14 protein-coding genes and 2 pseudogenes are annotated in these 22,801 nt (G+C 67.3%); 6 read left to right on the plus strand and 10 right to left on the minus strand.

What is annotated here, in order from left to right; translation table 11 throughout:
• Nucleotides 1-50: 50 nt before the first annotated feature.
• Nucleotides 51-752, minus strand: a complete 702-nt coding sequence (locus ACFWDI_RS12090; protein WP_385303234.1) for a 2-phosphosulfolactate phosphatase — start codon at nucleotides 750-752, stop codon at nucleotides 51-53.
• A gap of 180 nt (nucleotides 753-932) precedes the next feature.
• On the opposite strand from ACFWDI_RS12090, the gene ACFWDI_RS12095 reads away from it, so the two are divergent.
• On the plus strand, nucleotides 933-1,184 hold the full coding sequence (locus tag ACFWDI_RS12095; protein ID WP_385303237.1) for a hypothetical protein: 252 nt from the start codon (nucleotides 933-935) through the stop codon (nucleotides 1,182-1,184).
• 248 nt (nucleotides 1,185-1,432) lie between these two features.
• Here ACFWDI_RS12095 and ACFWDI_RS12100 read toward each other — a convergent pair.
• The 3 genes and pseudogenes from ACFWDI_RS12100 to ACFWDI_RS12110 all read right to left on the minus strand — a co-directional run.
• A pseudogene (locus ACFWDI_RS12100) lies at nucleotides 1,433-1,654 on the minus strand (transposase); the annotation flags it as partial.
• An 88-nt stretch (nucleotides 1,655-1,742) separates the two neighbouring features.
• Entirely contained in the window at nucleotides 1,743-2,285 is a 543-nt protein-coding gene (locus tag ACFWDI_RS12105) for a GNAT family N-acetyltransferase (protein ID WP_385303239.1), read from the minus strand.
• Between the two features lie 180 nt (nucleotides 2,286-2,465).
• Entirely contained in the window at nucleotides 2,466-3,038 is a 573-nt protein-coding gene (locus ACFWDI_RS12110; RefSeq protein WP_385303241.1) for a TetR/AcrR family transcriptional regulator, read from the minus strand.
• A 101-nt stretch (nucleotides 3,039-3,139) separates the two neighbouring features.
• On the opposite strand from ACFWDI_RS12110, the gene ACFWDI_RS12115 reads away from it, so the two are divergent.
• A complete protein-coding gene (locus ACFWDI_RS12115) occupies nucleotides 3,140-4,300 on the plus strand; it encodes an agmatine/peptidylarginine deiminase (protein WP_385303243.1) in 1,161 nt (386 codons plus the stop codon).
• 48 nt (nucleotides 4,301-4,348) lie between these two features.
• On the opposite strand, the gene ACFWDI_RS12120 is transcribed toward ACFWDI_RS12115, so the two are convergent.
• Nucleotides 4,349-4,498, minus strand: a complete 150-nt coding sequence (locus ACFWDI_RS12120) for a hypothetical protein (RefSeq protein WP_385303245.1) — start codon at nucleotides 4,496-4,498, stop codon at nucleotides 4,349-4,351.
• Between the two features lie 249 nt (nucleotides 4,499-4,747).
• The gene (locus ACFWDI_RS12125) at nucleotides 4,748-5,458 is read right to left on the minus strand and encodes an MOSC domain-containing protein (RefSeq protein ID WP_385303247.1); all 711 of its coding nucleotides are present in this window, start codon (nucleotides 5,456-5,458) and stop codon (nucleotides 4,748-4,750) included.
• Nucleotides 5,459-5,541: 83 nt separating this feature from the next.
• Here ACFWDI_RS12125 and ACFWDI_RS12130 point away from each other — a divergent pair, with 83 nt between their 5' ends.
• From ACFWDI_RS12130 to ACFWDI_RS12145, 4 genes and pseudogenes are all read left to right on the plus strand, one after another.
• A complete protein-coding gene (locus ACFWDI_RS12130; protein WP_385303248.1) occupies nucleotides 5,542-6,189 on the plus strand; it encodes a LysE family translocator in 648 nt (215 codons plus the stop codon).
• 469 nt (nucleotides 6,190-6,658) lie between these two features.
• A complete protein-coding gene (locus ACFWDI_RS12135) occupies nucleotides 6,659-7,894 on the plus strand; it encodes a glycosyltransferase (RefSeq protein ID WP_385303250.1) in 1,236 nt (411 codons plus the stop codon).
• Between the two features lie 190 nt (nucleotides 7,895-8,084).
• The gene (helR, locus tag ACFWDI_RS12140) at nucleotides 8,085-10,235 is read left to right on the plus strand and encodes an RNA polymerase recycling motor ATPase HelR (RefSeq protein WP_385303251.1); all 2,151 of its coding nucleotides are present in this window, start codon (nucleotides 8,085-8,087) and stop codon (nucleotides 10,233-10,235) included.
• 6 nt (nucleotides 10,236-10,241) lie between these two features.
• Nucleotides 10,242-10,499: pseudogene (locus ACFWDI_RS12145) on the plus strand (glycosyltransferase); the annotation flags it as partial.
• A gap of 1,143 nt (nucleotides 10,500-11,642) precedes the next feature.
• Here the strand turns inward: ACFWDI_RS12145 and ACFWDI_RS12150 are convergent.
• The 4 genes from ACFWDI_RS12150 to ACFWDI_RS12165 form a co-directional block, all read right to left on the minus strand.
• Entirely contained in the window at nucleotides 11,643-12,833 is a 1,191-nt protein-coding gene (locus ACFWDI_RS12150; RefSeq protein ID WP_385303253.1) for an NAD(P)/FAD-dependent oxidoreductase, read from the minus strand.
• A gap of 78 nt (nucleotides 12,834-12,911) precedes the next feature.
• Nucleotides 12,912-13,481 carry a signal peptidase II gene (locus ACFWDI_RS12155; RefSeq protein WP_385303255.1) on the minus strand — a complete coding sequence of 190 codons (570 nt, stop codon included), beginning with the start codon at nucleotides 13,479-13,481 and terminating at the stop codon, nucleotides 12,912-12,914.
• A 161-nt stretch (nucleotides 13,482-13,642) separates the two neighbouring features.
• Nucleotides 13,643-13,855 (minus strand): MbtH family protein, encoded by a 213-nt coding sequence (locus tag ACFWDI_RS12160; protein WP_385303258.1) that lies wholly within the window; start codon nucleotides 13,853-13,855, stop codon nucleotides 13,643-13,645.
• An 18-nt stretch (nucleotides 13,856-13,873) separates the two neighbouring features.
• Entirely contained in the window at nucleotides 13,874-22,789 is an 8,916-nt protein-coding gene (locus ACFWDI_RS12165; RefSeq protein ID WP_385303259.1) for an amino acid adenylation domain-containing protein, read from the minus strand.
• Nucleotides 22,790-22,801: the final 12 nt, after the last annotated feature.

Below are 22,801 nucleotides of genomic sequence, written 5' to 3' on the forward strand. Positions count from 1 at the left end.
GCCCGACAGGGTGCTCGCTCTCGCATGCTGAAAGTAGACCTCACCAGCGATCAGACCGGGTCCTCGTCAGTCAGCGAAGGCATCGCGCGTGGACGCAGGACCATGAGCGAGCCTTCCAAGGTCGCCACCATGGCAAAGGGGAACCGGTCGACCTCAAGACAGAGCGCAACGTCATCAGGATGGACTCCTTGGCGCACCCCGTCCGCCAGTTCGGCGGCGGCGCGCGACTCGGCAGCGCGGCGGAGGAACTCAGCAGCATCCGTCCCAGCCTCGGTGGCTCTCCGAGCGATGTATTGAGCACACGCCAGATCTTCATCGGCCTGCCCATCGTCGCCAGTGACCACGAACGTGACACTGTCACTCTTGCGCGTCCGCAAGAGCTGAGCCGTTGCCTCCGCCACCACGAAGCTGGCACACAGCACCAGCGGCGCCTCCTTGACCGCAAGGGCGCCGACTGTCCCTGCCGTGGTTTTCTGCACAACGGTCCGTCCGCCAAGGTCAATAGACCGCAGCAGGCCCGGCGAGTTGACCATGTCGAACCCGGGCGCGGGCGGACCGTCTTTGAGCGCCACCCAATCCGGATGGGAAGCCCTGAGCGCCAGGGCTTCGTCCAGCGACTCAGCAAGAACGATCTTTTCCGCCCCCTGGGCAAAGGCCCATGCAGCCACAGTGAAAGCACGCATGACGTCGACTACGACCGCCACGGACGGGGCTTCGACCAGATCAGCGATGCCAAGGAAACGAGTGTCCATTCCGGTCATGATCGCGCATGCCCGACCAGAGGCACCCGGAGAGTGATACGCGTCACATCGACGGTCTCGGAATGCAACACCACCGGCTGCCTGCGTCGCGAAAGTGGTCCGCAACGACACGCCTGCTCAATCGCCACACGGGGTCACCCGCACACGGCCTCCGCGGACACAAGGGATTCCATGGCCATGGCGACGATGGCGCGGCTGATGCGCGGCCGGTACGAACAGGCCGCCCGGCAGGTCCGCGACACCGATGACGATGCCGCCCTGGCGAGCTACCTGCGGACCCAGGAGCCGCTGCTGATTCTGCGCGATCTGCTCGGCCATTCCAGCTCACTGACCACGGAAGCGTACCTCCACCGTCTGGTCGTGCTCCGCCTGTTCACGTCCCTGTACCGGCGGGTCGGCAAGGAGTACGGCCCTGCTGGATGAGGAGGCCGAGCTGGAGCTCGAGACTGAGTTCGACGACGAACCGGCGGTGGTCCGATGCCGGCCAACGTCACGCTTGACCCGCTGGGCGTGCACTGCATCTTCAGTGACGGGTCGTACGGCTCGCACCAGCCATACAGCGAGGCCGAATGGGCCCGGCTCATCCGTACCTGCAGCAACGAGGTCGATAGTTCCGATCCCCGGCGCCACCGACCTCCTGGACTTCTTCGCGTTTGTGGATCCAGGAAGTGCTCGGCTTTGCGCTCGTAGCGCCTGTGCAGGCGGCGGCAGCCATTGAGCCAGGACATGGTGCGCTCGACCACCCAGCGGTGGCGGCCCGTCAAGGGCCTCCACGTCTGGATAGGCGTCCTCGGTCTGGAGCGTATCGCTTTGTCGGTCGGCGAACAGGGCCCACGGCCCACGCGGGACAACATCGCCGTCCTGGCCCTCGGCCGTCCATGTCGGCTCCGCAGCCCGCCCTTGACCGTCGGGCGGCAGCCTAGCTGTTCTGTCCACGGAGGTTGGTGACGAAGGCGTCCCCAACCTCACAGGGCAATACACCTAGCGCTTCGAGTCCGGCGTCCAGTCCTGGACGAGGAGCCCGAGCAGCACCTCGTCCAGGAACTCGCCCATCACCCAGGCCGAGGAGCGCAGCACGCCCTCGCGGACGAAGCCGTTGCGCTCGGCGGAGCGCAGCATCGCGGCGTTGTCCGACAGCGTCTCGATCTGCAGCCGCTGCAGGCCGCGCACGACGAAACCGTAGTGGCACAGCACCGCGACCACGTCGGTGCCGTATCCCTTGCCGCGGGAGGACGGCAGCAGCCCCAGCCCGATGTGCGCGGACCGGTTGTGGTTGTCGATGCTCCACAGCGACGCGGTGCCGACCAGCGTGTCGTCGTCCAGCTCTACCACGGAGAACGGGACGTGCCGCTGTTCCTTGTCGTCCACCACGAGCGGCGAGTCCTTCGAGCCGGGCGTGATCGGCCGCCACGGCCGGCCTTCGGCCCGCGAGGAGTTGACCACGTCGTCGTAGAGCTCGGCCTGCAGGATCGGGATGTCGTCCTCGTGCCGGGCCCTGAGCCCGACCTTGCTGCCCTTTAGCATGCAAGCTTCCTATCCGACCGGGCCGGCCGGCGGCAAACCAATAAAAGATCGCCTCAGTTGGTGTAGAGGCGGTAGCAGACGAGGGCGCTGGCGGGCGGAGCTGGTCCGTCCGCTCCAGCACGGTCGCGCCGAGGGCTGACCGCCATGCACGGTGACCTCCAGCTTGGAGGGGGCTGGTTGTCAGGGGTCGAGTTCGGCCGTGAGGGCACCGCGTAGGAGGTGGCGGGCGCGTTCCAGGGTGAGGGTGCCGCTGAGCCAGCGTTTGCTGAGTCCTTCGACGAGGGCGGTGAGCCGGTCGGCGGCGTCGTCGGGATTGATGTCGGGTGCGGCGTGGCCGGTCTGCTGGGCGCGGTGGATGAGGTCGCTGGCGTAGTCGTTCCAGCTGTCGGTGGTGGTGCGGAGTTGTTCGCGCAGTTCGGGCTGGAAGACGGCGGTGGAGCGGAGTTCTCCCCAGGCGGTGCTGTTCTCGATGACGGCTGGATTGTCCTGGAGCTCGAGGAGGAGCATTTCTTCCAGGTGGCCGCGGGGGTCGGCGTGGGGGTCGGCGGTGGGGTGGGTGTAGTGCTCGGCGCGGGTGTTGATGAACTCCAGGGTGCGGGCGAGGAGCCCGGCCCGGTCGCGGAAGTGGTAGTAGATCAGTGAGGTCGACACGCCGGCTTCCTCAGCGAGCTCTTCGACTCGCAGGCCCCTGATGCCGCGCTGGGCGATGACGCGGGCGGCTGCTTCCAGGATGGCGGTACGGCGGGCAGACACGGCTGCGGTCTCCTCCGGGTGTTCATGGGTGGTGACGTCTGCAATGCTAGCCTCATTCCTGACTGAAATTTCAGTCAGGATCGACAAGATGGAGTCGTGTCATGAGGAGACCGAACCGCCGAAGCGTGCTGCGGGGCAGCGTGACGGCCGCACTGGCCGGCGCGGGTCTGACGGCCTGCGCCGCGGAACGGGAGAAGAAGCCGACAGGCGGCCGGCCGACCGGGACCGGCGAGAAGAGGACGCCCGGCCAGCAGCACACCGAGCTGTTCATGCCTGCGGAGATACAGGAACACGTCCGGACCTTCATGTCGTGGCCGGCACTGGACTCGGTCTGGGAGGACATGGCGAAAGACGTCCAGGGCGACATCGCGGGCATCGCCCGGGCCCTGGCCGAATTCGAGCCGGTGGTCATGCTGGCCGCCAAGGAAGAGATCAAGACTGCCCGCCGGGCCTGCGGATCCGGCGTCGAGGTGATCGAGACGGCCACAGACGATTTGTGGATACGCGACAGCGGCCCCACCTTCATCGAAGGCCCCAAAGGCGTTCAGGGCATCGACCTGCACTTCAACGGCTGGGGCGGCAAGCAGGAGCACGAGCGTGACGCGCAGGTCGCTCGCGCCGTCCTGGAGTACGCCGGGGTGCCCCGCATCGATGCGCCCCTGGTGGGGGAAGGCGGCTCACTGGAGGTCGATGGACACGGCATCCTCCTGGTCACCGAGAGCTCCCTGGTCAACCCCAACCGCAACGCCGACCTGAGCCGCGACGAGATCGAGAACTCCCTCAAACACCTGGTCGGAGCCGACAAGGTGATCTGGCTCAAGGGCGTCAAGGGCCAGGACATCACCGACTACCACGTCGACTCCCTGGCCCGCTTCGGCGAGGACGGCGTCGTCCTGCTCAGCCGCGCCTGGGACGGCGACGGACCCGACGTGTGGACCCGCGCCTACGACCAGGCCCGCGGTGTCCTGGAGAAATCGACCGACGCCCGCGGCAAGAAGTTCGAGATCATCGACCTTCCCGAGCCCGACCCCGCCAAACTCGGCCGCCGCGGCGAGGCGTTCCTCGGCTCCTACGCCAACTACTACATCGCCAACGACGCCGTCCTCATGCCCCGCTTCGGCGACCGGAAGGCCGACAACCAGGCCGCCGCTCTCATCAGCGACCTCTACCCCGACCGCGAGGTCGTCCAGCTGGAGATCCACACCATCGCCGAAGGCGGCGGCGGCATCCACTGCGCCACCCAACAACAACCCACGGCTTGAAACTGCCGTTCAACACGCGCGCCGACGGCGTGAGGTCCGCATCCGACGTCAGTCGGAGTTCTGCGGAGCGAGCTGCTCGGCGATGTGCGCTTCGAGCGCGGCGATGCGCTTGTCGGCGAACCGTGCCTTGCCCCTGGCCGCACTGAGGCGCTTGTTGAGGCGTTCGTTCTCGTTCGTCAACGACCAGGTGAAGGCCACACATCTCTCCGATACGGAAACCGCCGTCGCTCAGTTCAGTCGCCATCCAGTGTCGGTTTCCGCGCCTGGGCGGTACGGCGGGCTGCTCGCCGCCCAGTGCCTCCTGAACCAGGGCGACACGAGGGGGCCTGACGATCACACCGCCGTGGCCCCCTCGCTGTCCCAGATCCATCTCACCGCTGCTGACTTTGCAGGCGTGGTGTCGTGCGGAACTGACAAGTGACGTGCGCCGCACGGCAATGGGCCTCGTCAGATGAGAACGACAGCGTCCCCGGAACTCACCGGGCCGGGCGCCACCACTATGGCCAGGGCATCCAGCCGGGCGTGATGTGCCTTCGCAATTGCTCGCAGTACCAGCGAGGAATGAGGCAGATCCTGCTGGGCCTCATTGGTCATGACACACCGCTCGCTGGAGCGCACGAACTCCACGCGCAGGGCACCGCCGATCCACGCTTTGCACCCGAACCACTCGTCCTCGACGAACGGACGGGTACCCGGTGGTGTCCGCACCAGGAGATTCGGCCGGAAGCGCCGCTCGTCAACCGGCACATCGGGTACGGCCGCGCGCACCCAGTCGAGGGTGGCTGTGGTCAGGATGCTGAGAGGAAGCTGGTCGAAGTGGGAGATGGCTTCCTCGCGGGCCAGTTCGACGTCGTGTCGGCCAAGATATCGGCGAAGGTAGGCAGTCGGCTCCGCAACGGTCACGCCGTCCGGATCCAGCAGTTCGGGCTGCTCCGTTCCGTCCGGGTAGCGGGAACGCAACTGCAGCAGGCCGGGCATGCGGCGGAATCGTCGGGTGTTCTTCCCCGAGCCGAACTTGCCCTTGCCGTCGCGCACCGCAAAGAGGCGGTCGCCGACGAGACCACGGGTGTCAACGTCCGCTCGCTGCAACTGTTCACCTCCCGTCGACTTGATCGGATACCGCCAGATGCACTCGACCGTTCCTATGGTGCACGTCATTCAGCGTACGTTACAAGAGTTCCCCTGCCCGATTCCGGGCAGAAAATGGGAAGTTGACGGCTCCGGCATTACAGTGGCCACTCATGATCACTGCCTCCGCACTGGGGTCCTTCGCACTGATCGTGGGACTCCTCACGCTCATACCCGGCCTCGACACCGCCCTCATACTGCGCACCGCTGCACTGGGTCACCGCAGGCGCGCCTGGGGCGTCGTCCTCGGCATCCAGACCGGAACCCTCGTCTGGGGTGTGCTCAGTTCGCTCGGCATCACCGCTGTACTGACCGCCTCCCACCTCGCCTACGCGATACTCCGATGGGCAGGGGCCGCGTATCTGGTGTGGATGGGATGCCGGATCCTGGCATCGACCCTGCGCCGACGGGCTCGGGCGGATCTGGCTCAGGCCGACGCTGCGCACGAGCCGGATACTGACGGCGGCTTCGGGAGCGGCTGGCGCCGGGGCACCCTGACGAACCTGCTCAACCCCAAGGTGGGCGCCTTCTACATGGCTGTCCTACCCCAATTCATTCCGACCGGCGCCCCGCACCTGACGACCGGCACCCTGCTGGCCGGCGTGCACATCCTGCTCGCCTCGCTCTGGTCGGGCGTACTGATCGCATTCGCCCGGGTGCTCCGTGGCAGCCTTCGGCGCCCCTCAGCACGCCGGATCCTCGACCGGATCAGCGGCACGGTCATAGCCGGCTTCGGCGTCCACCTCGCCCTCGGCGACTGAACGTACGTGGTCGGACTGCAGCCCAGCAGCGCGGCATCCCAGCCTGGGAGTAGTAGCTCGGCCGGCTTGTCGCAGGCGGTGAACTCCAGCACCGCCGCGGTGCGGGCGAGTTTGGCCCACACGTCCTCCTGGAAGGGCAACTACTCGCCGGTACCGCAGCAGGCACGGGCCATTGAGCAGCGGGATACCGATTGAGTGCGCCAGTGATGACCGTGACACTCACCGCGCAAGAAACGCAATGCTCGATAGGCCCAGGGGAGTTCCTCCTGGGCGACGGTACCGCCGTACGCGGCGCGCCGCCGCTTCCCGAGGAGGTTGTCCGTCCACAGCGGACGACAAAGGGCAAAGAGAGTACCCACTCTCCTTGCCACTCTTAACTTATAGCGCACCGGGGGGCTTGCGGCAAGACCCCGGTCGTGCCGCAGAATCTCCGGCCGAGGCCAGAATCTACGGAAACGAGAGTCACGAAATGCGCGTGTTGTTGTCGACGTACGGGTCGCGCGGGGACGTCGAACCGCTGGTGGGACTCGCGGTGCGGTTGCGGGAACTCGGCGCGGAGGTGCGGGTGTGCGCGCCGCCGGACGAGGAGTTCGCGAAGCTGCTGGCCGGTGTCGGCGTGGAGCTGGTGCCGTTCGGCCAGTCGGTGCGCGCGCTGGTGACCGGGGCGACGCCGCCGTCGGCGGCGGACGTGCCCCGGATCGCGGCCGCGCTGGTCGCCGAGCACTTCGACACGGTCGGCGCGGCGGCCGAGGGTTGTGATGCGCTGGTGGCGACCGGCCTGCTGCCGGCCGGCATGCGGTCGGTGGCCGAGAAGCTGGGCATCCACTACCTGTACGCGTGCTTCCAGCCGGTCACCCTGCCGTCGCCGCACTACCGGCCGTCGCAGCGGCCGGGCGAGCCGTTCCCACCGGACGAGACCGACAACCGGGTGCTGTGGGACCTGGACGCCCGGAACGTGAACGCGCTGTACGGCGAGGCCCTCAACAGGCACCGGGCGTCGATCGGCCTGCCACCGGTGGACAACGTCCGCGACCACGTCTTCACCGACCAGCCATGGCTGGCGGCAGACCCGACCCTTGGGCCGTGGCAGGAGCCGGCGGACCTCGACGTCGTGCAGACCGGCGCGTGGATCCTGCCGGACGAACGCCCGCTACCGGCCGAGCTGGTGGCGTTCCTGGACGCCGGCGCACCACCGGTGTACGTGGGCTTCGGCAGCATGCCCATGCGCGCCTCGAAGGACATCGCCCGGGTGGCCATCGAGGCGGTCCGCGCGCAGGGCCGCCGCGCACTCGTCTCCCGCGGCTGGGCGGACCTGGCCCTGATCGACGACCAGGACGACTGCTTCGTCGTCGGCGAGGCCAACCAGCAGGCACTGTTCGGCCGGGTGGCCGCCGTCGTGCACCACGGCGGCGCGGGCACCACGACGACGGCCACCCGGGCCGGCGCGCCCCAGGTGGTGGTACCCCAGATCGTGGACCAGCCGTACTGGGCCGGCCGGGTGGCCGAGTTGGGCATCGGCGCGGCACACGACGGTCCGACTCCGACCTTCGAGTCCCTGTCAGCCGCGCTCAAAACTGCCCTGACCCCCGAGACCCGCGCACGAGCGATCGCCGTGGCCGCCACGATCCGCACCGACGGGGCGACGGTGGCCGCGAAGCTGCTGCTCGACGCGGTCAGCCGAGAAAGGCCGCCCGTGTCCGCGTGAACCACGCGGGATCGTCGAGCCAGGACCCGGAACACGAGAACCTGCACACCCTGGCGACCTGAACCGACAACGGCAACGCGGTCCACCTCAGGCGGAGCGTTGCTCGTCATGGCCACCAGGTTCGTGACGCCGGTCCGGACGCCTTGCTGCACGCAATGGTCGCAAGTGACCTCAGATCGGAGCCAATGACGTGAACCCCCTGACCACCAGGGCGTTTGACCTTCCCTACCACCTCTCTCCCAAGGCCGACCCGACGCTGATCGCCGGCGATGAGCAGCACTTCGCGGCCATCGCGGAGTGCCTCGAGCACTCGATCGCCGAACTGTCCGACCGCCTCGATGCCGAGCTCAAGGCGCCCGGCGGCGTTGGCCGGCAGGCGATGGACCGGGATGCGGAGATCCACCGGCTGACCGCTCGCCTGCGCGCGCTGCGTCGCTTCGGTCTGGACCTGTGCCTCGGACACATGGTCGGCGCGGACGACCCCGAGCCCGTGTACGTCGGACGACTTGGCCTTACGGACAGCGCGGGTCGTCGGCTGGTGGTCGACTGGCGCTCCCCCGCGGCCGAGCCGTTCTTCGGAGCCACCCACGGCAACCCGATGGGTCTGGCAAGCCGCCGCAGGTACCGCTGGACCCGCGGCCGGATCAGCGACTACTGGGACGAGGTGTTCACCTCGGACGGGTTTGTCGGGCACGCCGCGCTCGACGACCAGTCCGCCTTCATCGCCAGCCTGGGCAGCAACCGGTCGCCACGCATGCGAGACGTGCTCGGCACCATCCAGGCCGACCAGGACGCCATCATCCGGGCGGGGTCCCGCGGCGCTCTCGTCGTCGACGGCGGTCCGGGTACGGGGAAGACCGTCGTCGCTCTGCACCGCTCCGCCTACCTCCTCTACTCCGACCCTCGCCTCGGTCACCGCCGGGGCGGCGTGCTGTTCGTCGGCCCGCACCGGCCCTACCTGGCCTATGTCGCCGACGTCCTCCCCAGCCTCGGAGAGGAGGGCGTGCAGACCTGCACCCTGCGGGACCTCGTCACCGAGGGTGCCGGAGCAGCGATCGAGGCCGACCCGAACGTGGCCCTCCTGAAGTCGTCCGCGGACCTGGTGAAGGCGATCGAGCCGGCCGTCAGGTTCTACGAGGAACCGCCCACCAAGGGAATGACGGTCACGACCCACTGGTCCGACATCTGGTTGAGCGCCGACGATTGGGCCGTGGCGTTCGAAGCAGCACCCGGTACTCCGCACAACGAGGCGCGCGACCAGATCTGGGAGGAGCTGCTCACGATCCTGGTGGACAAGCACGACGGTGATGTCTCGGCCGACCTGCTCCGCAAGTCGCTGGGGCAGAACAGGGAGCTGCGCACCACCTTCGACCGCGCGTGGCCGCTGATCGAAGCGGCCGACCTCGTAGGAGACCTGTGGTCGGTACCCGCCTACCTGCGAAAGTGCGCTCCCTGGCTCAGCCCCGATGACGTACGGCAGCTGCAGCGCGAGGACGCCCAGGCCTGGACGGTGTCCGACCTGCCGCTCCTGGATGCGGCTCGGCAGCGGCTCGGCGACCCGGAGGCGTCAGTACGCAAGCGTCGGCACGAGGCCTCCGTCACCGCCGAACGCGCGCGCCGGGCCGACGTCATCGACAGCCTGCTGCAGAACATCCTGATCGACGAGAGCGAAGGCGCGGTGGGGATGCTGCACGGACGGGACCTGCAGGACACCCTGGTCGACGAGACCGCACAGCCCGGCACCGAACCGGACCTGCTCGCCGGCCCGTTCGCGCACATCGTCGTGGACGAGGCCCAGGAACTGACCGACGCGGAGTGGCAGATGCTGCTGCTCCGGTGCCCGTCCCGGAGCTTCACTATCGTCGGGGACCGCGCCCAGGCCAGGCACGGGTTCACGGAGTCGTGGCAGGAACGGCTCGAGCGGATCGGGCTCGACCGGATCAACCTGGCCTCCCTGAGCATCAACTACCGGACGCCGGAAGAAATCATGGCGGAAGCCGAGCCGGTCATCCGGGCCGTGCTCCCGGACGCCAACGTGCCGACCTCCATCCGCAGCAGCGCCGTCCCCGTCGTCCACGGATCTGCTTCGGATCTGAGCTCGATCCTCGACACCTGGCTCGCCGCGCATGCCGACGGGATCGCCTGCGTCATCGGCGATCCCACATTCCGGACGACGTCCCGCGTCCGGTCGCTGACCCCGGAGCTGTCGAAGGGGCTCGAGTTCGACCTGGTCGTCCTCATCGACCCAGAGGCGTTCGGCATGGGCATCGAAGGAGCGGTCGACCGCTACGTCGCGATGACCCGAGCGACCCAGCAACTCGTCATCCTCACGAGCTCCTGACGTCGGCCGGACGAACGCCCCCTCCTGGCCGAGTTGGTGGCGTTCCTGGACGCCGGCACACCACCGGTGTACGTGGGCTTCGGCAGCATGCCCATGCGCGCCTCGAAGGACATCGCCCGGGTGGCCGTCAAGGCGGTCCGCGCGCAGGGCCGCCGCGCACTCGTCTCCCGCGGCTGGGCGGACCTGGCCCTGATCGACGACCAGGACGACTGCTTCGTCGTCGGCGAGGCCAACCAGCAGGCACTGTTCGGCCGGGTGGCCGCCTCGCCGCCGTGGGTGCCAGCGGTGCCCCAGAACAACCCGGTCGGCGCGTTCCTCGACGAGGAGACCGGCGACATCGTCGTCCGCGGGCACGCGATGGGCGCGACCCGGAAGTTCGCAACGTGCAGGCCAACGCCCAGGTCGTCCTGGTGATCGACGACACCGTGTCAACGGTGCGACCGCCACAGGCGAGGTGTGCCGGCGTCGACCGCTTCCACGTTGTTGGGTCGTCAACCCGGTCGCGGACCAGATCCGGCACTCAGTCCTGGAGGACCGTGCCTTCGCCATGCCGGTTTCGAAGGCCCTGCTGCCACGTTTTCGGGACAGGGTCCGGGTCCGGCTCGGGTGAGTTGGACCCCACGTGCGGTGTCGCGTGAGGCGCTGCCCGGGGGATAACCGTAGTGAGCACCGCCCCGGACGAGGATCCGCCAGGCCTCCTCCTGCGCCGAACAGTCGGGGAACACCCCATGTCCACGGCCCTTCCGACGGCGCGGACCACTGCCTGGTCCAGCATTCGCCGAATGCTTTCGGCTTCTTCGTCAGCCCCCACCGAAAATTCCCCTGCCCTTGGACCTTCAGTCCGTCGTTCGTTTCGATCCCAAGGAGTTCAAAGACTCTCTTCGCGAAGTGGAGCTGCCGAAGGTCGCCGATCGGGATGGCGAGGTTCAGGTCGCCCCGGAACCGGGGCGACGGTGCCGGAGGCATCCAGGTCGACACCAGCTGCATTGCGCACCGCTCACCAGGAGTCACGTCTCGGCCGATGCGGCGGCCCCGCACGACCGGGTCAGCAAGCGGGGCCATGACTACCATCGCGTCATCGAGGAGCTTCGTCCGACCAAGCCCGAGACCTGGGTGATGCGGACGCCGCGACGGCACGCGTCACCGACCGGCGCGGGCGCACCCGTGCACGGGGCTTCCCGGCCCGGACCCGGCCGCCCACTCGGTTGGCAGGCGAGCAGATTCCGGAACCGGGTCGCGTTGAGCACGGCGTACATCGCGCAGTGGCCGCGTCGAAGCTCTGCGGTGCGGGTCGACAGCGGGCAGTCGGCGAGTCACGCGACAGACCGGCGAGGCAACCAACAAACCGGGTACGCCTCGCGGCACGATCCGGCGAGGATCCATTCGTGGCCGACCGCCCCGCTTCCGTCAGCCTTGGGCGATCGTCTCCAGTAGTTCCTCGTTGTAGAACTCGTCGATGGTGCAGACCCCGGACAGCGTGGCGAAGTAGCGGTCCACCAGTTTCTGGTTGGTGGATATGGCTCGGAGGAGGGACACCCGTTCCTCCGGGACCCTGAGTTCGGCCACGTTCAAAGTGCCGCGATAGAACTCCACAAACTTCTCCTGCAGGTCCCGCGCGTAGCGGTGGCATGCCGCCGCGAGCGCCGTCGGGTCGTGCAGGTCCTCACCGATGTGATCGGTGAGCATCTGCGCTTGCAGGAAAGCGTCGGTGATCCCCCGCGCGGCAATCGAGTCCTTGTGGTGGGCAGCGTCGCCGACCAGGGCCCAGCCCGGTCCGGACGGCTGCCGCATGAAGTTGAGCTGTTCACCCGTGCCGTAGAGCCGTTCGACCTGGCGGGCGGAGGACATCCGCTCGCTCAGTTCTGGAGCCGTGGTGCGGATCGCGTCCAGGTAGGCGGACTGGGCGTCGGTGCGCACCTGTTGGAACTCCGACTGAGGGAAGTACGTCATTACGAGCGTGCGCCCGTCATTGGTCGGAACGACGCCGATCCATCGGCCGGGTCGTTCGTACAGCTCGAAATGCGCGGGCAGACCCTCCCAGTAGCTGTAGTACGTACAGGTCATGGGCGGATTCTCGATGATTTTCGGCGCCTCGACGAGCCGCGCGACCACCGACCGCATACCGTCCGCGCCGACGACCAGATGCGCGCGCTCGGTGAACTCATCTCCGTCGGCCGTCTTGTACTTCACACCGGCGACCCTGTCGCCCTCGCGGAGCAGTCCAGTGACCGTGCATCCCTCGCGGAACTCGGCGCCGGCTGCGACCGCGGCGTCGGCAAGAATCGGGTCGAGCACGAATCGCCTGGGCGCGTACGTCGTGCTGTACCCGTCTTCCGGCAGCAGAGAGCCCTCCAGCCGAACACCCGAGGTCTCGTAACTGACGCGATCGATGGGCGTGCAGTTGGTGTCTCGTATCTTCTCCAACAGGCCCCAGCGGCCGAGCAACGCGACCCCCGGTTGGTGGAGGTAATGGGAGGAGAGCTTGTCCTGCGGAAAATGCGCCTTCTCCAATAGCAGGACGCGGTATCCGGCACGGGCCATAAGCATTGCCGTCGGCGCCCCCGCACAGCGCGCTCCCACCACGATCACGTCGTACACGACGCCTCCATCATCCTCGGACCGAAAAAGTGAACACCCTCACCGGGGAATTCCGTCGTTTGCTGCTTTGTCACGCGCTTAAGCGGCTTCAGCGTTCTCGTCACCAACTTCTTCACCGGCGTTGTCCAACTCCCAGCCTCGGAAGGAGAAGAATACGATCAAGACAGCCCCGCAGACGATCGCCCAGTCGGCGAGGTTCATAACGCTGAAACCACGGACGGAGATGAAGTCGACAACCGCACCCTGCAAGTCGCCGGGAGAGCGGAAGAGACGGTCCGTCAGGTTACCGAGTGCACCGCCCAGCAGAAGACCCAACGCAATCGCCCATGGGACGCTGTAGAGCCTACGTGCCAGACGGACGATCACCAGGGCGACGGTCAGGGCGATGACGGTGAACAGGATGGTCGTCGCCCCACCGATACCGAACGCCGCGCCGGAATTGCGCATCACGCGCAGTTCAAGCCAGGTACCCATCACCCCAACAGGGGGGTGATTCTCCAACTCCGAGACCACAGCCAGCTTGCTGCACAGGTCGAGCAAATAAGCGAAGCCCGCTACCGCCAGAAGGAGTGGAATACGTCGTTTACCCCTAACCCCCTCTCCTCGGCCGTCAATGCGGACCCCCACGGCCCGCCCGAAATTCTTCACGTTCAGTCACCTCTAAGTCTGTTGTCCAGTCGTGTCCCGGCTCGCCTCAGGCGCCACTGGCCGCAGCAGGCCTCCGCCGACGGCGGCTGTGGAGCCACCTCCACAGCCGCCTCGAGTGTCCTCGGAGGCCCGAGGGCGCCGGACTGCGTCCGGTCAAACGGTCAGTTTCCTTCCATGGCCTCCACCAAGGACCGAGGACGCATGTCGACCCAGTGCTCGTCCACATAGTCCACACACGCTTGGCGACTGTCCTTCCCGTGAACCACGGACCAGCCGCCCGGGATGCTGATGGCCGCCGGCCACAGAGAGAACTGGCCTTCGCCGTTCACCAACACGAAGAACTCCGCGCTGTCGTCATCGAACGAGTTGTCCATAGCAATATCTCCTTCTCGTCACGCTTCGCGTGAATCCAGCAGCTTTCGCGCGACAACCGGACCGATCTCATCGACCGGGCCATGCTTCATCATGTCGTCGTGCGCGCAGTCGACGTCGTACACGTCGATCGTTCCGTCCACGTGGCGCGCCCACTGGTCCTCCCGCGCCAACGGTGCGGAATCCCCGCCGTTGGCGACAAAAAGAGTGAGATCCCCTGCGTACGACCCCAGGGAAACGTCAGTCGAGAGGCGCGCGAAGTTGTTCATCACCGCGGCCACCCTGGCCATTTCGAAGCCTTCCAACATGTGCAGAACACTGTCGTACCCATCGGGCGCGTCCTGTGCGGGTGCGACGGGATACGCATCCTCCGCGGAATCAGCCTGACCGTAACCGTAGTACTCGGTGAGCATGCGGACGATTTCGGACTCGTCCACCGCTTCGTCCGCATCACCCACAGGTACGGGCTCGGGCGAGGCGTCGAGCACGGCGAGGAAAGCGACCTTTTCTCCGTCTCGTTGGAGTTCTGTTGCAATCATGTGCGCGAGAACACCACCGAACGACCAGCCCAGAAGGTGGTAAGGACCACTTTGCTGGATTGTGCGTATCTGCTCGACGTAATCATGGGCGATCTCAGTCAGGCTCTTGGGGAGTTCCTTGTCCGGCCCGGTCAGCGCCCGTGCCTGGAGGGCATAGACGGGGCGGTCCGCGTTCACGTGCCTGAGCAGTCCGGAGTAGACCCAGCCAACTCCTGAGCCCGGGTGGACACAGAACAGCGGCGGCACTTCGCCGGTTGCGCGCAGCGGGAGAAGGACGTCGAGCGACTCGCCTCCGACAGAACCACCCAGGCCGGCTGCCAAAGCGGACACCGTCGGTGCGGCGAACAGGTCCCGGATCCCCAGCTCCACGCCAAGAACCGTGCGGACGCGGCTGACCAGGCGTGTTGCCAGGAGTGAGTGCCCACCCATGATGAAGAAGTCGTCATCAATGCCGACCGCGGGCAGCCCCAGCACCTCCGCGAACAGCCCCGCCAGCAACTCCTCCCGCACCGACCGGGGACCGCGCGCCGCTGCGCCGCTGAGGAACTCAGGTGCCGGCAGTGCCTTGCGGTCGAGCTTGCCGTTGGCCGTCACCGGCAGGGCATCCAGCACCACCACCGCCGACGGCACCATGTAATCCGGCAGGAACTGCCCGGCAAAGGCACGCAACTCACCGGGAAGACCCGAGTGATCGGGTGCTTCGGGAGTCGGGGTGATGTAGGCCACCAGGTGCGTTCCGCCCGGGCCGTCCGCACGGGGAACCACGGCGACCTGGCCGACAGAGGCGTGCTTGGCCAGGACCGCGTCGATCTCTCCGGGTTCGATACGGAACCCGCGGATCTTGACCTGGTCGTCCACGCGTCCCACGAAGACGAGCTGGCCGTCCTCGTTCCAGCGTACGAGGTCACCGGTCCGGTACATCCGCTCGCCCTGGGCACTGAAAGGGTCGGCGACGAACCGCGAAGCGGTCAGCCCGGGCCGGCCCAGATAGCCGCGCGCCAACTGAGCGCCCGCCACGTACAGCTCACCGACCACACCCGCCGGCACCACACGCAACGCACCATCCAACACATAGACCCGCGTATTCCACACCGGGGCCCCGATAGGAACCGGCCCGGTGGGATGAGCCGGAAGGGCGGTGGAAGCGGTGACGTCGACGGTGGCTTCGGTGGGACCGTAGAGGTTGTGCAGACTCGCGTCGAGGGTGGCGCCAAAGCGTGCCACGAGATCTGGTGGCAACGCTTCGCCGCTGGTGATGACCAGACGGATGCTCTCGCACCGCGCGGCACTGGCTTCGTCGATGAACACCCGCAGCATCGACGGGACGAAGTGCAGAACGGTGACGGAGGTGGCGATGATGAGTTCAGCCAGATACTCCGGATCCTTGTGCCCGTCGGGTCGGGCGACGACGAGCGTGGCGCCGACGGTCAAGGACCAGAAGAACTCCCAGACGGAGACGTCGAACGTCGCCGGAGTCTTCTGGAGTACACGGTCATGCTCGGCGAGCGTGTACTCACTCTGCATCCACAGCAAGCGGTTCACCAAGGAGGCGTGTTCGATGGTGGCGCCCTTGGGGGTGCCGGTGGAGCCGGATGTGTAGATGACGTACGCCGGGTGCTGGGGAAGAAGGGGACGGATTCGGTCAGTGTCGGTGATGGTGGTGGCCGGGAACTTGTCCAGGTCACCAACGACGGGAAGGAAGGCGGGCGTTGTGGTGTCCGGGAGGGCGGCGAGGGTGTCCGCGTCGGTCAGGATGCCGGCAGGCCGCGCGTCACTCAGCATGTGGGCGATCCGCGCCTGCGGGTAGGCAGGGTCGACCGGCAGATAGGCCGCACCCGACTTCAGCACAGCCAGCAGCGCCACGATGAGCTGCTCGGAACGCGGCAGAGCAACTGCCACCAGGTCCTCCGGACCGACACCCCTCCCGATCAGATAACGCGCCAAGCGGTTGGAACGTGCGTCGAGCTCGGCGTAAGAAATCTCCCGTCCTTCGAAGACGACCGCCACGTTCTGCGGAGTCCGCGCCACCTGCTCGGCGAACAGGCCGGGCAGCGACCCACCCGGCAGCTGCAGCTCCGTCGCATTGCGCTCCTCCAGCAGACCAGCCCGCTCCGCCGGCGAAACCACCTCGATACGCGTCACGGACGTTTCCGGGTCAGCCGTGACCGCCGCCAGTACCTGCAACAGGCCCTGGACCATGCGCTCGGCAGTTGCAGCATCGAACAGATCAACCGCATAGGACAGGTCAGCCGACATCCCCGTCCGGCCGTCGCTGTCCTCGCTGAAGGAGAAGTGCAGGTCGAACTTGGCTGTATCCACGTCTGTCAGGACTGTGCTGATGTCCAGCCCGGGCAGTTGGAGGTCAGGTTCGGTGTTGTTCTGCAGATCCAGCATCACCTGGAACAGCGGGTGATGGTTGGTGGAACGGGTCGGGTTGAGTGCTTCCACCACGGCCTCGAAGGGCACGTCCTGGTTCTCGTAGGCCGCGAGATCCGCTTCCCGAACCCGTTCCAGCACCTCACGGAAAGAGGGACTGTCGGAGAGGTCGGTGCGCAGGACGAGAGTGTTGACGAAGAAACCGACCAGATCATTGAGCGTGTCATCAGTCCGGCCCGCGACGGGAGTACCCAGGGGAATATCGTCCCCCGCACCGAATCCCTGCAACGTCACCGCCAAAGCCGCTTGCAACACCATGAATTCGGTGACGCCGTATTCGGCGGCAAGGTCTGTGACGGCCCGGTGCAAGTCCTCCTCGACACGGAAAGGTATGACGGCACCCCGGTGGGAGGCTTCGGCCGGACGCGGCCGGTCCCACGGGAGAGCCAGTTCGGTAGGCGTGCCGGCGAGCGCCTGACGCCAGAACTCCGTCTGCCGACTCAGCACACTCTCCGCGTCATCGGCGGAGCCCAGGAACTCACGCTGCCACAGCGTGTAATCCACATACTGGACCGGCAGTTCCTCCCATTCCGGCGCCCGTCCGGCGCAGCGCTCCGCATACGCCTGAGACAGGTCACGGGCCAACGGCGCCACAGACCATCCATCGCCCGCGATGTGATGAACCACAATCACAAGGACCGACTCGATATCCGACACCACACCCAGCGCCACGCGCGCAGGCATGTCCACCGAGACATCGAAACCGCGCGTTGCGACACCACGCACCCACTCACCGACATCACCACGGACCTGCTCCCCCGTCAGAACGTCGTCTGCGGCCTGGAGCACGACCTGGGTGGGCTCCCCGTCACGCTCGGAGAACACCGTCCGCAGCGATTCATGCCGTGCCAGAACGTCACCCCACGCGGCGCGCAGCGCATCACCGTCCAGCACACCCGACAACCGCAGCGCCAGGGGCAAGTTGTAGGTCGAGGAACGCCCCTCCCACTGGTTGAGGAACCACAGCCGTCGCTGCGCGAACGACACCGGGACGATCTCCGGCCGCACCTGCCGCGACACCGCAGGACGCACCACACCCGACACCTCGTCCAGCCGCACGGCCAGAGCCGACACCGTCGGCGCGGCGAACAGATCCCGGATCCCCAGCTCCACGCCAAGGACCGAGCGGACCCGGCTGATCAGGCGTGTTGCCAGGAGTGAGTGCCCGCCCATGGCGAAGAAGTCGTCGTCGATGCCGACGGCGGGCAGTTGCAGTACCTCCGCGAACAGTCCAGCCAGCAACTCCTCCCGCACCGACCGCGGACCACGCGCCACCGCGCCGCCGGGGAACTCAGGTGCCGGCAGTGCCCTGCGGTCGAGCTTGCCGTTGGCCGTCACCGGCAGGGCATCCAGCACCACCACCGCCGACGGCACCATGTACTCCGGCAGGAACTGCCCAGCAAAACCACGCAGTTCTCCAGGAAGTCCCGAGCGGTCGGGAACATCCGCAGCAGCGGTGACGTAAGCCACCAAGTGCGTCCCGCCGGGGCCGTCCTCACGGGGAACCACGGCGACCTGCCCGACAGAGGCGTGCTTGGCCAGGACCGCGTCGATCTCTCCAGGTTCGATACGGAACCCGCGGATCTTGACCTGGTCGTCCACGCGTCCTACAAAGACGAGCTGGCCGTCCTCGTTCCAGCGTACGAGGTCACCGGTCCGGTACATCCGCTCGCCGGACGCACCGAAGGGGTCCGCCACGAACCGCGAAGCGGTCAGCCCGGGCCGGCCCAGATAGCCGCGCGCCAACTGAGCGCCCGCCACGTACAGCTCACCGACCACACCCGCCGGCACCACACGCAACGCACCGTCCAGCACATACACCCGCGTGTTGGCCACAGGCCGCCCGATCGGCGCGTCCGTCGGCCACTGGGACTCGGATGCCGGCAGAGAGAAGGCGGTCACAACGTGCGTCTCGGCCGGACCGTAGTGGTTGTGCAGTCGTCGTGGTGTTTCACGGAAGAACCCACGCACCGGCTCGTTGAGCTGCAAGCGCTCGCCGGCCTGCATGACGTGAACCAGCGCGGAGAGATCGCGGCCGTACTCGGCTGCTGCCGAACTCACAGCCTCCACCATCAGGTTCGGGGCAAGCAGTTCATCGACCTCGTTTTTCTCCAGCCACTTGGCGAACTCCCGCGCATCCCTACGGGTTTCCTCGTCAGGGATGCACAGCGCCTTGCCCGACAGGAGGGCAGTCAGGATCTCCTGCACCGACACGTCGAAGCTGATGCCGGTGAACTGGGCGGTACGGCCGCCGTCGGCATGGTGGTGCTCCGCGTTGTGCCACTGGAGGAGGTTCACGAGTGCGGCAGCCGGCATCGTGATGCCCTTGGGGGTGCCGGTGGAGCCGGATGTGTAGATGACGTACGCCGGGTGCCGGGGAAGAAGGGGGCGGCATCGGTCGGTGTCGGTGATGGTGGTGGCCGGGAACTTGTCCAGGTCACTGGTGGTGGGCAGGAGCGCGGGCGTTGTGGTGTCCGGGAGGGCGGCGAGGGTGTCCGCGTCGGTCAGGATGCCGGCGGGCCGCGCGTCACTCAGCATGTGGGCGATCCGCGCCTGCGGGTAGGCAGGGTCGACCGGCAGATAGGCCGCACCCGACTTCAGGACAGCCAGCAGCGCCACGATGAGCTGCTCGGAACGCGGCAGAGCAACTGCCACCAAGTCCTCCGGACCGACACCCCTCCCGATCAGATAACGCGCCAGACGGTTGGAGCGAGCGTCGAGCTCGGCGTAGGAGGACTCCCGTCCTTCGAAGACGACCGCCACGTTCTGCGGAGTCCGCGCCACCTGCTCGGCGAACAGGCCGGGCAGCGACCCACCCGGCAGCTGCCGCTCCGTCGCATTGCGCTCCTCCAGCAGACCGGCCCGCTCCGCCGGCGAAACCACCTCGATACGCGTCACGGACGTTTCCGGGTCAGCCGTGACCGCCGCCAGTACCTGCAACAGCCCCTGGACCATGCGCTCGGCAGTTGCGGCATCGAACAGATCAACCGCGTAGTAGAGGTCACCAGCCAGCCATCCGCCCTGGTCACCGTCGCGTTCCGTCAGCGAGAACTGCAGGTCGAACTTTGCGACGTCGAGCTGGAAGGCTTCTTCCCTTATCTCCAGCCCCTCCAGTCGGAGGTCGGCCTCGGCATTGTTCTGCAGGTCCACCATGACCTGGAACAGCGGGTGGTGGTTGGTGGAGCGGGTCGGGTTCAGCGCCTCCACGACAACTTCGAAGGGCACGTCCTGGTTCTCGTAGGCCGCGAGATCCGCTTCCCGAACCCGTTCCAGCACCTCACGGAAAGAGGGACTGTCAGAGAGGTCGGTGCGCAGGACGAGAGTGTTGACGAAGAAACCGACCAGATCACTGAGCGTGTCATCGGTCCGGCCCGCGACGGGAGTGCCCAGGGGAATATCGTCCCCCGCGCCGAATCCCTGCAGGGTCACAGCGACGGCGGCCTGGAGGACCATGAATTCGGTGGCACCGTATTCGGCGGCAAGGTCTGTGACGGCCCGGTGCAGGTCTTCCTCGACACGGAAGGGTATGACGGCGCCCCGGTGGGAGGCTTCGGCCGGACGCGGCCGGTCCCAGGGCAGGGCCAGTTCCGTGGGTGTACCCGCGAGCGCCTGACGCCAGAACTCCGTCTGCCGACTCAGCACACTCTCCGCGTCGCCGGCGGAGCCCAGGAACTCACGCTGCCACAGCGTGTAATCCACATACTGGACCGGCAGCTCTTCCCATTCCGGCGTCCGTCCGGCGCAGCGCTCCGCATACGCCTGAGACAGGTCACGGGCCAGCGGCGCCACAGACCATCCGTCGCCCGCGATGTGGTGAACCACGATCACAAGGACCGACTCGGTTTCCGACACCACACCCAGCGCCACGCGGACGGGCTGGTCCACCGAGACGTCGAAGCCGCGCGCTACGACACCGTGGATCCAGTCGCCTGCATCGCCATGCACCGTTTCTTCCGTCAGTACATTCTCTGCGGACTCTGCGATCGGGAGTACGACCTGGGTGGGCTCCCCGTCACGCTCGGAGAACACCGTCCGCAGCGATTCATGCCGTGCCAGAACGTCACCCCACGCGGCGCGCAGCGCATCACCGTCCAGCACACCCGACAACCGCAGGGCCAGGGGCATGTTGTAGGTCGCGGAACGCCCCTCCCAGCGGTTGAGGAACCACAGCCGTCGCTGCGCGAACGACACCGGGACGATCTCCGGCCGCACCTGCCGCGACACCGCCGGACGCACCACACCCGACACCTCGTCCAGCCGCGCCGCCAGGGCGGAGACGCTCGGAGCGGCGAACAGATCCCGGATGGCCAGCTCCACGCCAAGGACCGAGCGGACCCGGCTGACCAGACGAGTCGCCAGGAGTGAGTGCCCGCCCATGGCGAAGAAGTCGTCGTCGATGCCGACGGCGGGCAGTTTCAGCACCTCCGCGAACAGCCCCGCCAGCAACTCCTCCCGCACCGACCGCGGACCACGCGCCACCGCGCCACCGGGGAACTCAGGTGCCGGCAGTGCCCTGCGGTCGAGCTTGCCGTTGGCCGTCACCGGCAGGGCATCCAGCACCACCACCACCGACGGCACCATGTACTCCGGCAGGAACTGACCGGCAAAACCACGCAACTCACCGGCAAGACCCGAGCGGTCGGGCACCTCCACAGCCGGTGTCACGTAAGCCACCAAGTGCGTCCCGCCCGGACCGTCCGCACGGGCGATCGCAGCGATCTGGCCGACCGAGGCGTGCCTGGCCAGGACCGCTTCGACCTCTCCCAGTTCGATACGGAACCCGCGGATCTTGACCTGGTCATCAGCACGCCCCACGAAGACGAGCTGGCCGTCCTCGTTCCAGCGTACGAGGTCACCGGTCCGGTACATCCGCTCGCCGGACGCACCGAAGGGGTCCGCCACGAACCGCGAAGCGGTCAAACCGGGCCGGCCCAGATACCCGCGCGCCAACTGCGCACCCGCCACGTACAGCTCACCGACCACACCCGCCGGCACCACACGCAACGCACCATCCAACACATACACCCGCGTGTTGGCCACAGGCCGCCCGATCGGCGGTGTCTTGTCAGCGGCTGGGGGGAGGCAGTGCATCAGGGTGACGGCGACGGCGGCCTCGGTGGGACCGTAGCCGTTCCAGAACTGCCGGTCAGCCGTAGCCCACTCGTCGACCAGGCGCCCGGCCGGTGCTTCACCGCCCACGGACACCAGCCTCAGCGCGGGGAGTTGGGCGGGTTCCAGGAGCGGCATGACAGCGGGGGGAAGTTCGGCGACGGTCACTTCCTCTTCGCGCAGAAGCCGCTGGAGCAGAAGCGCGTCGGTGCGCTGCTCGTCGCCGGCCAGGACCAGCGTGGCACCGGAGGTCAGGGCGGTGAAGATCTCGAACACCGACACGTCGAAGGTGACCGCGGCGAAGCCGAGCAGACGTGTGCCTTCGTCGATGCCATAAGCCGGGCTGATGGCGGCAACGAAGTTGCCGACTGCCCGGTGCTCGACGGTGGTGCCCTTGGGGGTTCCCGTGGAGCCGGACGTGTAGATCGTGTAGGCCGGGTGGCTGAGGTGAAGGGGACGGATTCGGTCAGTGTCGGTGATGGTGGTGGCCGGAAGCATGTCCAGGTCACCAACGGCGGGAAGGAACGGGGGCGTTGTGGTGTCCGGAAGGGCGGCGAGGGTGTCCGCGTCGGTCAGGATCCCGGCAGGCCGCGCGTCACTCAGCATGTGGGCGATCCGCGCCTGCGGGTAGGCAGGGTCGACCGGCAGATAGGCCGCACCCGACTTCAGCACAGCCAGCAGCGCCACGATGAGCTGCTCGGAACGCGGCAGAGCAACCGCCACCAGGTCCTCCGGACCGACACCCCTCCCGATCAGATAACGCGCCAGACGGTTGGAACGTGCGTCGAGCTCGGCGTAAGAAATCTCCCGTCCTTCGAAGACGACCGCCACGTTCTGCGGAGTCCGCGCCACCTGCTCGGCGAA

The organism is Streptomyces sp. NPDC060064 (genome assembly GCF_042736455.1).
Classification (GTDB): Bacteria; Actinomycetota; Actinomycetes; order Streptomycetales; family Streptomycetaceae; genus Streptomyces.

Bases quoted from the DNA above. Each gene is read 5' to 3' on its own strand.
- ACFWDI_RS12090 (WP_385303234.1), bottom strand. From the start codon at position 752: ATGGACACTCGTTTCCTTGGCATCGCTGATCTGGTCGAAGCCCCGTCC.
- ACFWDI_RS12095 (WP_385303237.1), top strand. From the start codon at position 933: ATGGCCATGGCGACGATGGCGCGGCTGATGCGCGGCCGGTACGAACAG.
- ACFWDI_RS12105 (WP_385303239.1), bottom strand. From the start codon at position 2,285: ATGCTAAAGGGCAGCAAGGTCGGGCTCAGGGCCCGGCACGAGGACGAC.
- ACFWDI_RS12115 (WP_385303243.1), top strand. From the start codon at position 3,140: ATGAGGAGACCGAACCGCCGAAGCGTGCTGCGGGGCAGCGTGACGGCC.
- ACFWDI_RS12125 (WP_385303247.1), bottom strand. From the start codon at position 5,458: ATGACGTGCACCATAGGAACGGTCGAGTGCATCTGGCGGTATCCGATC.
- ACFWDI_RS12130 (WP_385303248.1), top strand. From the start codon at position 5,542: ATGATCACTGCCTCCGCACTGGGGTCCTTCGCACTGATCGTGGGACTC.
- ACFWDI_RS12135 (WP_385303250.1), top strand. From the start codon at position 6,659: ATGCGCGTGTTGTTGTCGACGTACGGGTCGCGCGGGGACGTCGAACCG.
- ACFWDI_RS12160 (WP_385303258.1), bottom strand. From the start codon at position 13,855: ATGGACAACTCGTTCGATGACGACAGCGCGGAGTTCTTCGTGTTGGTG.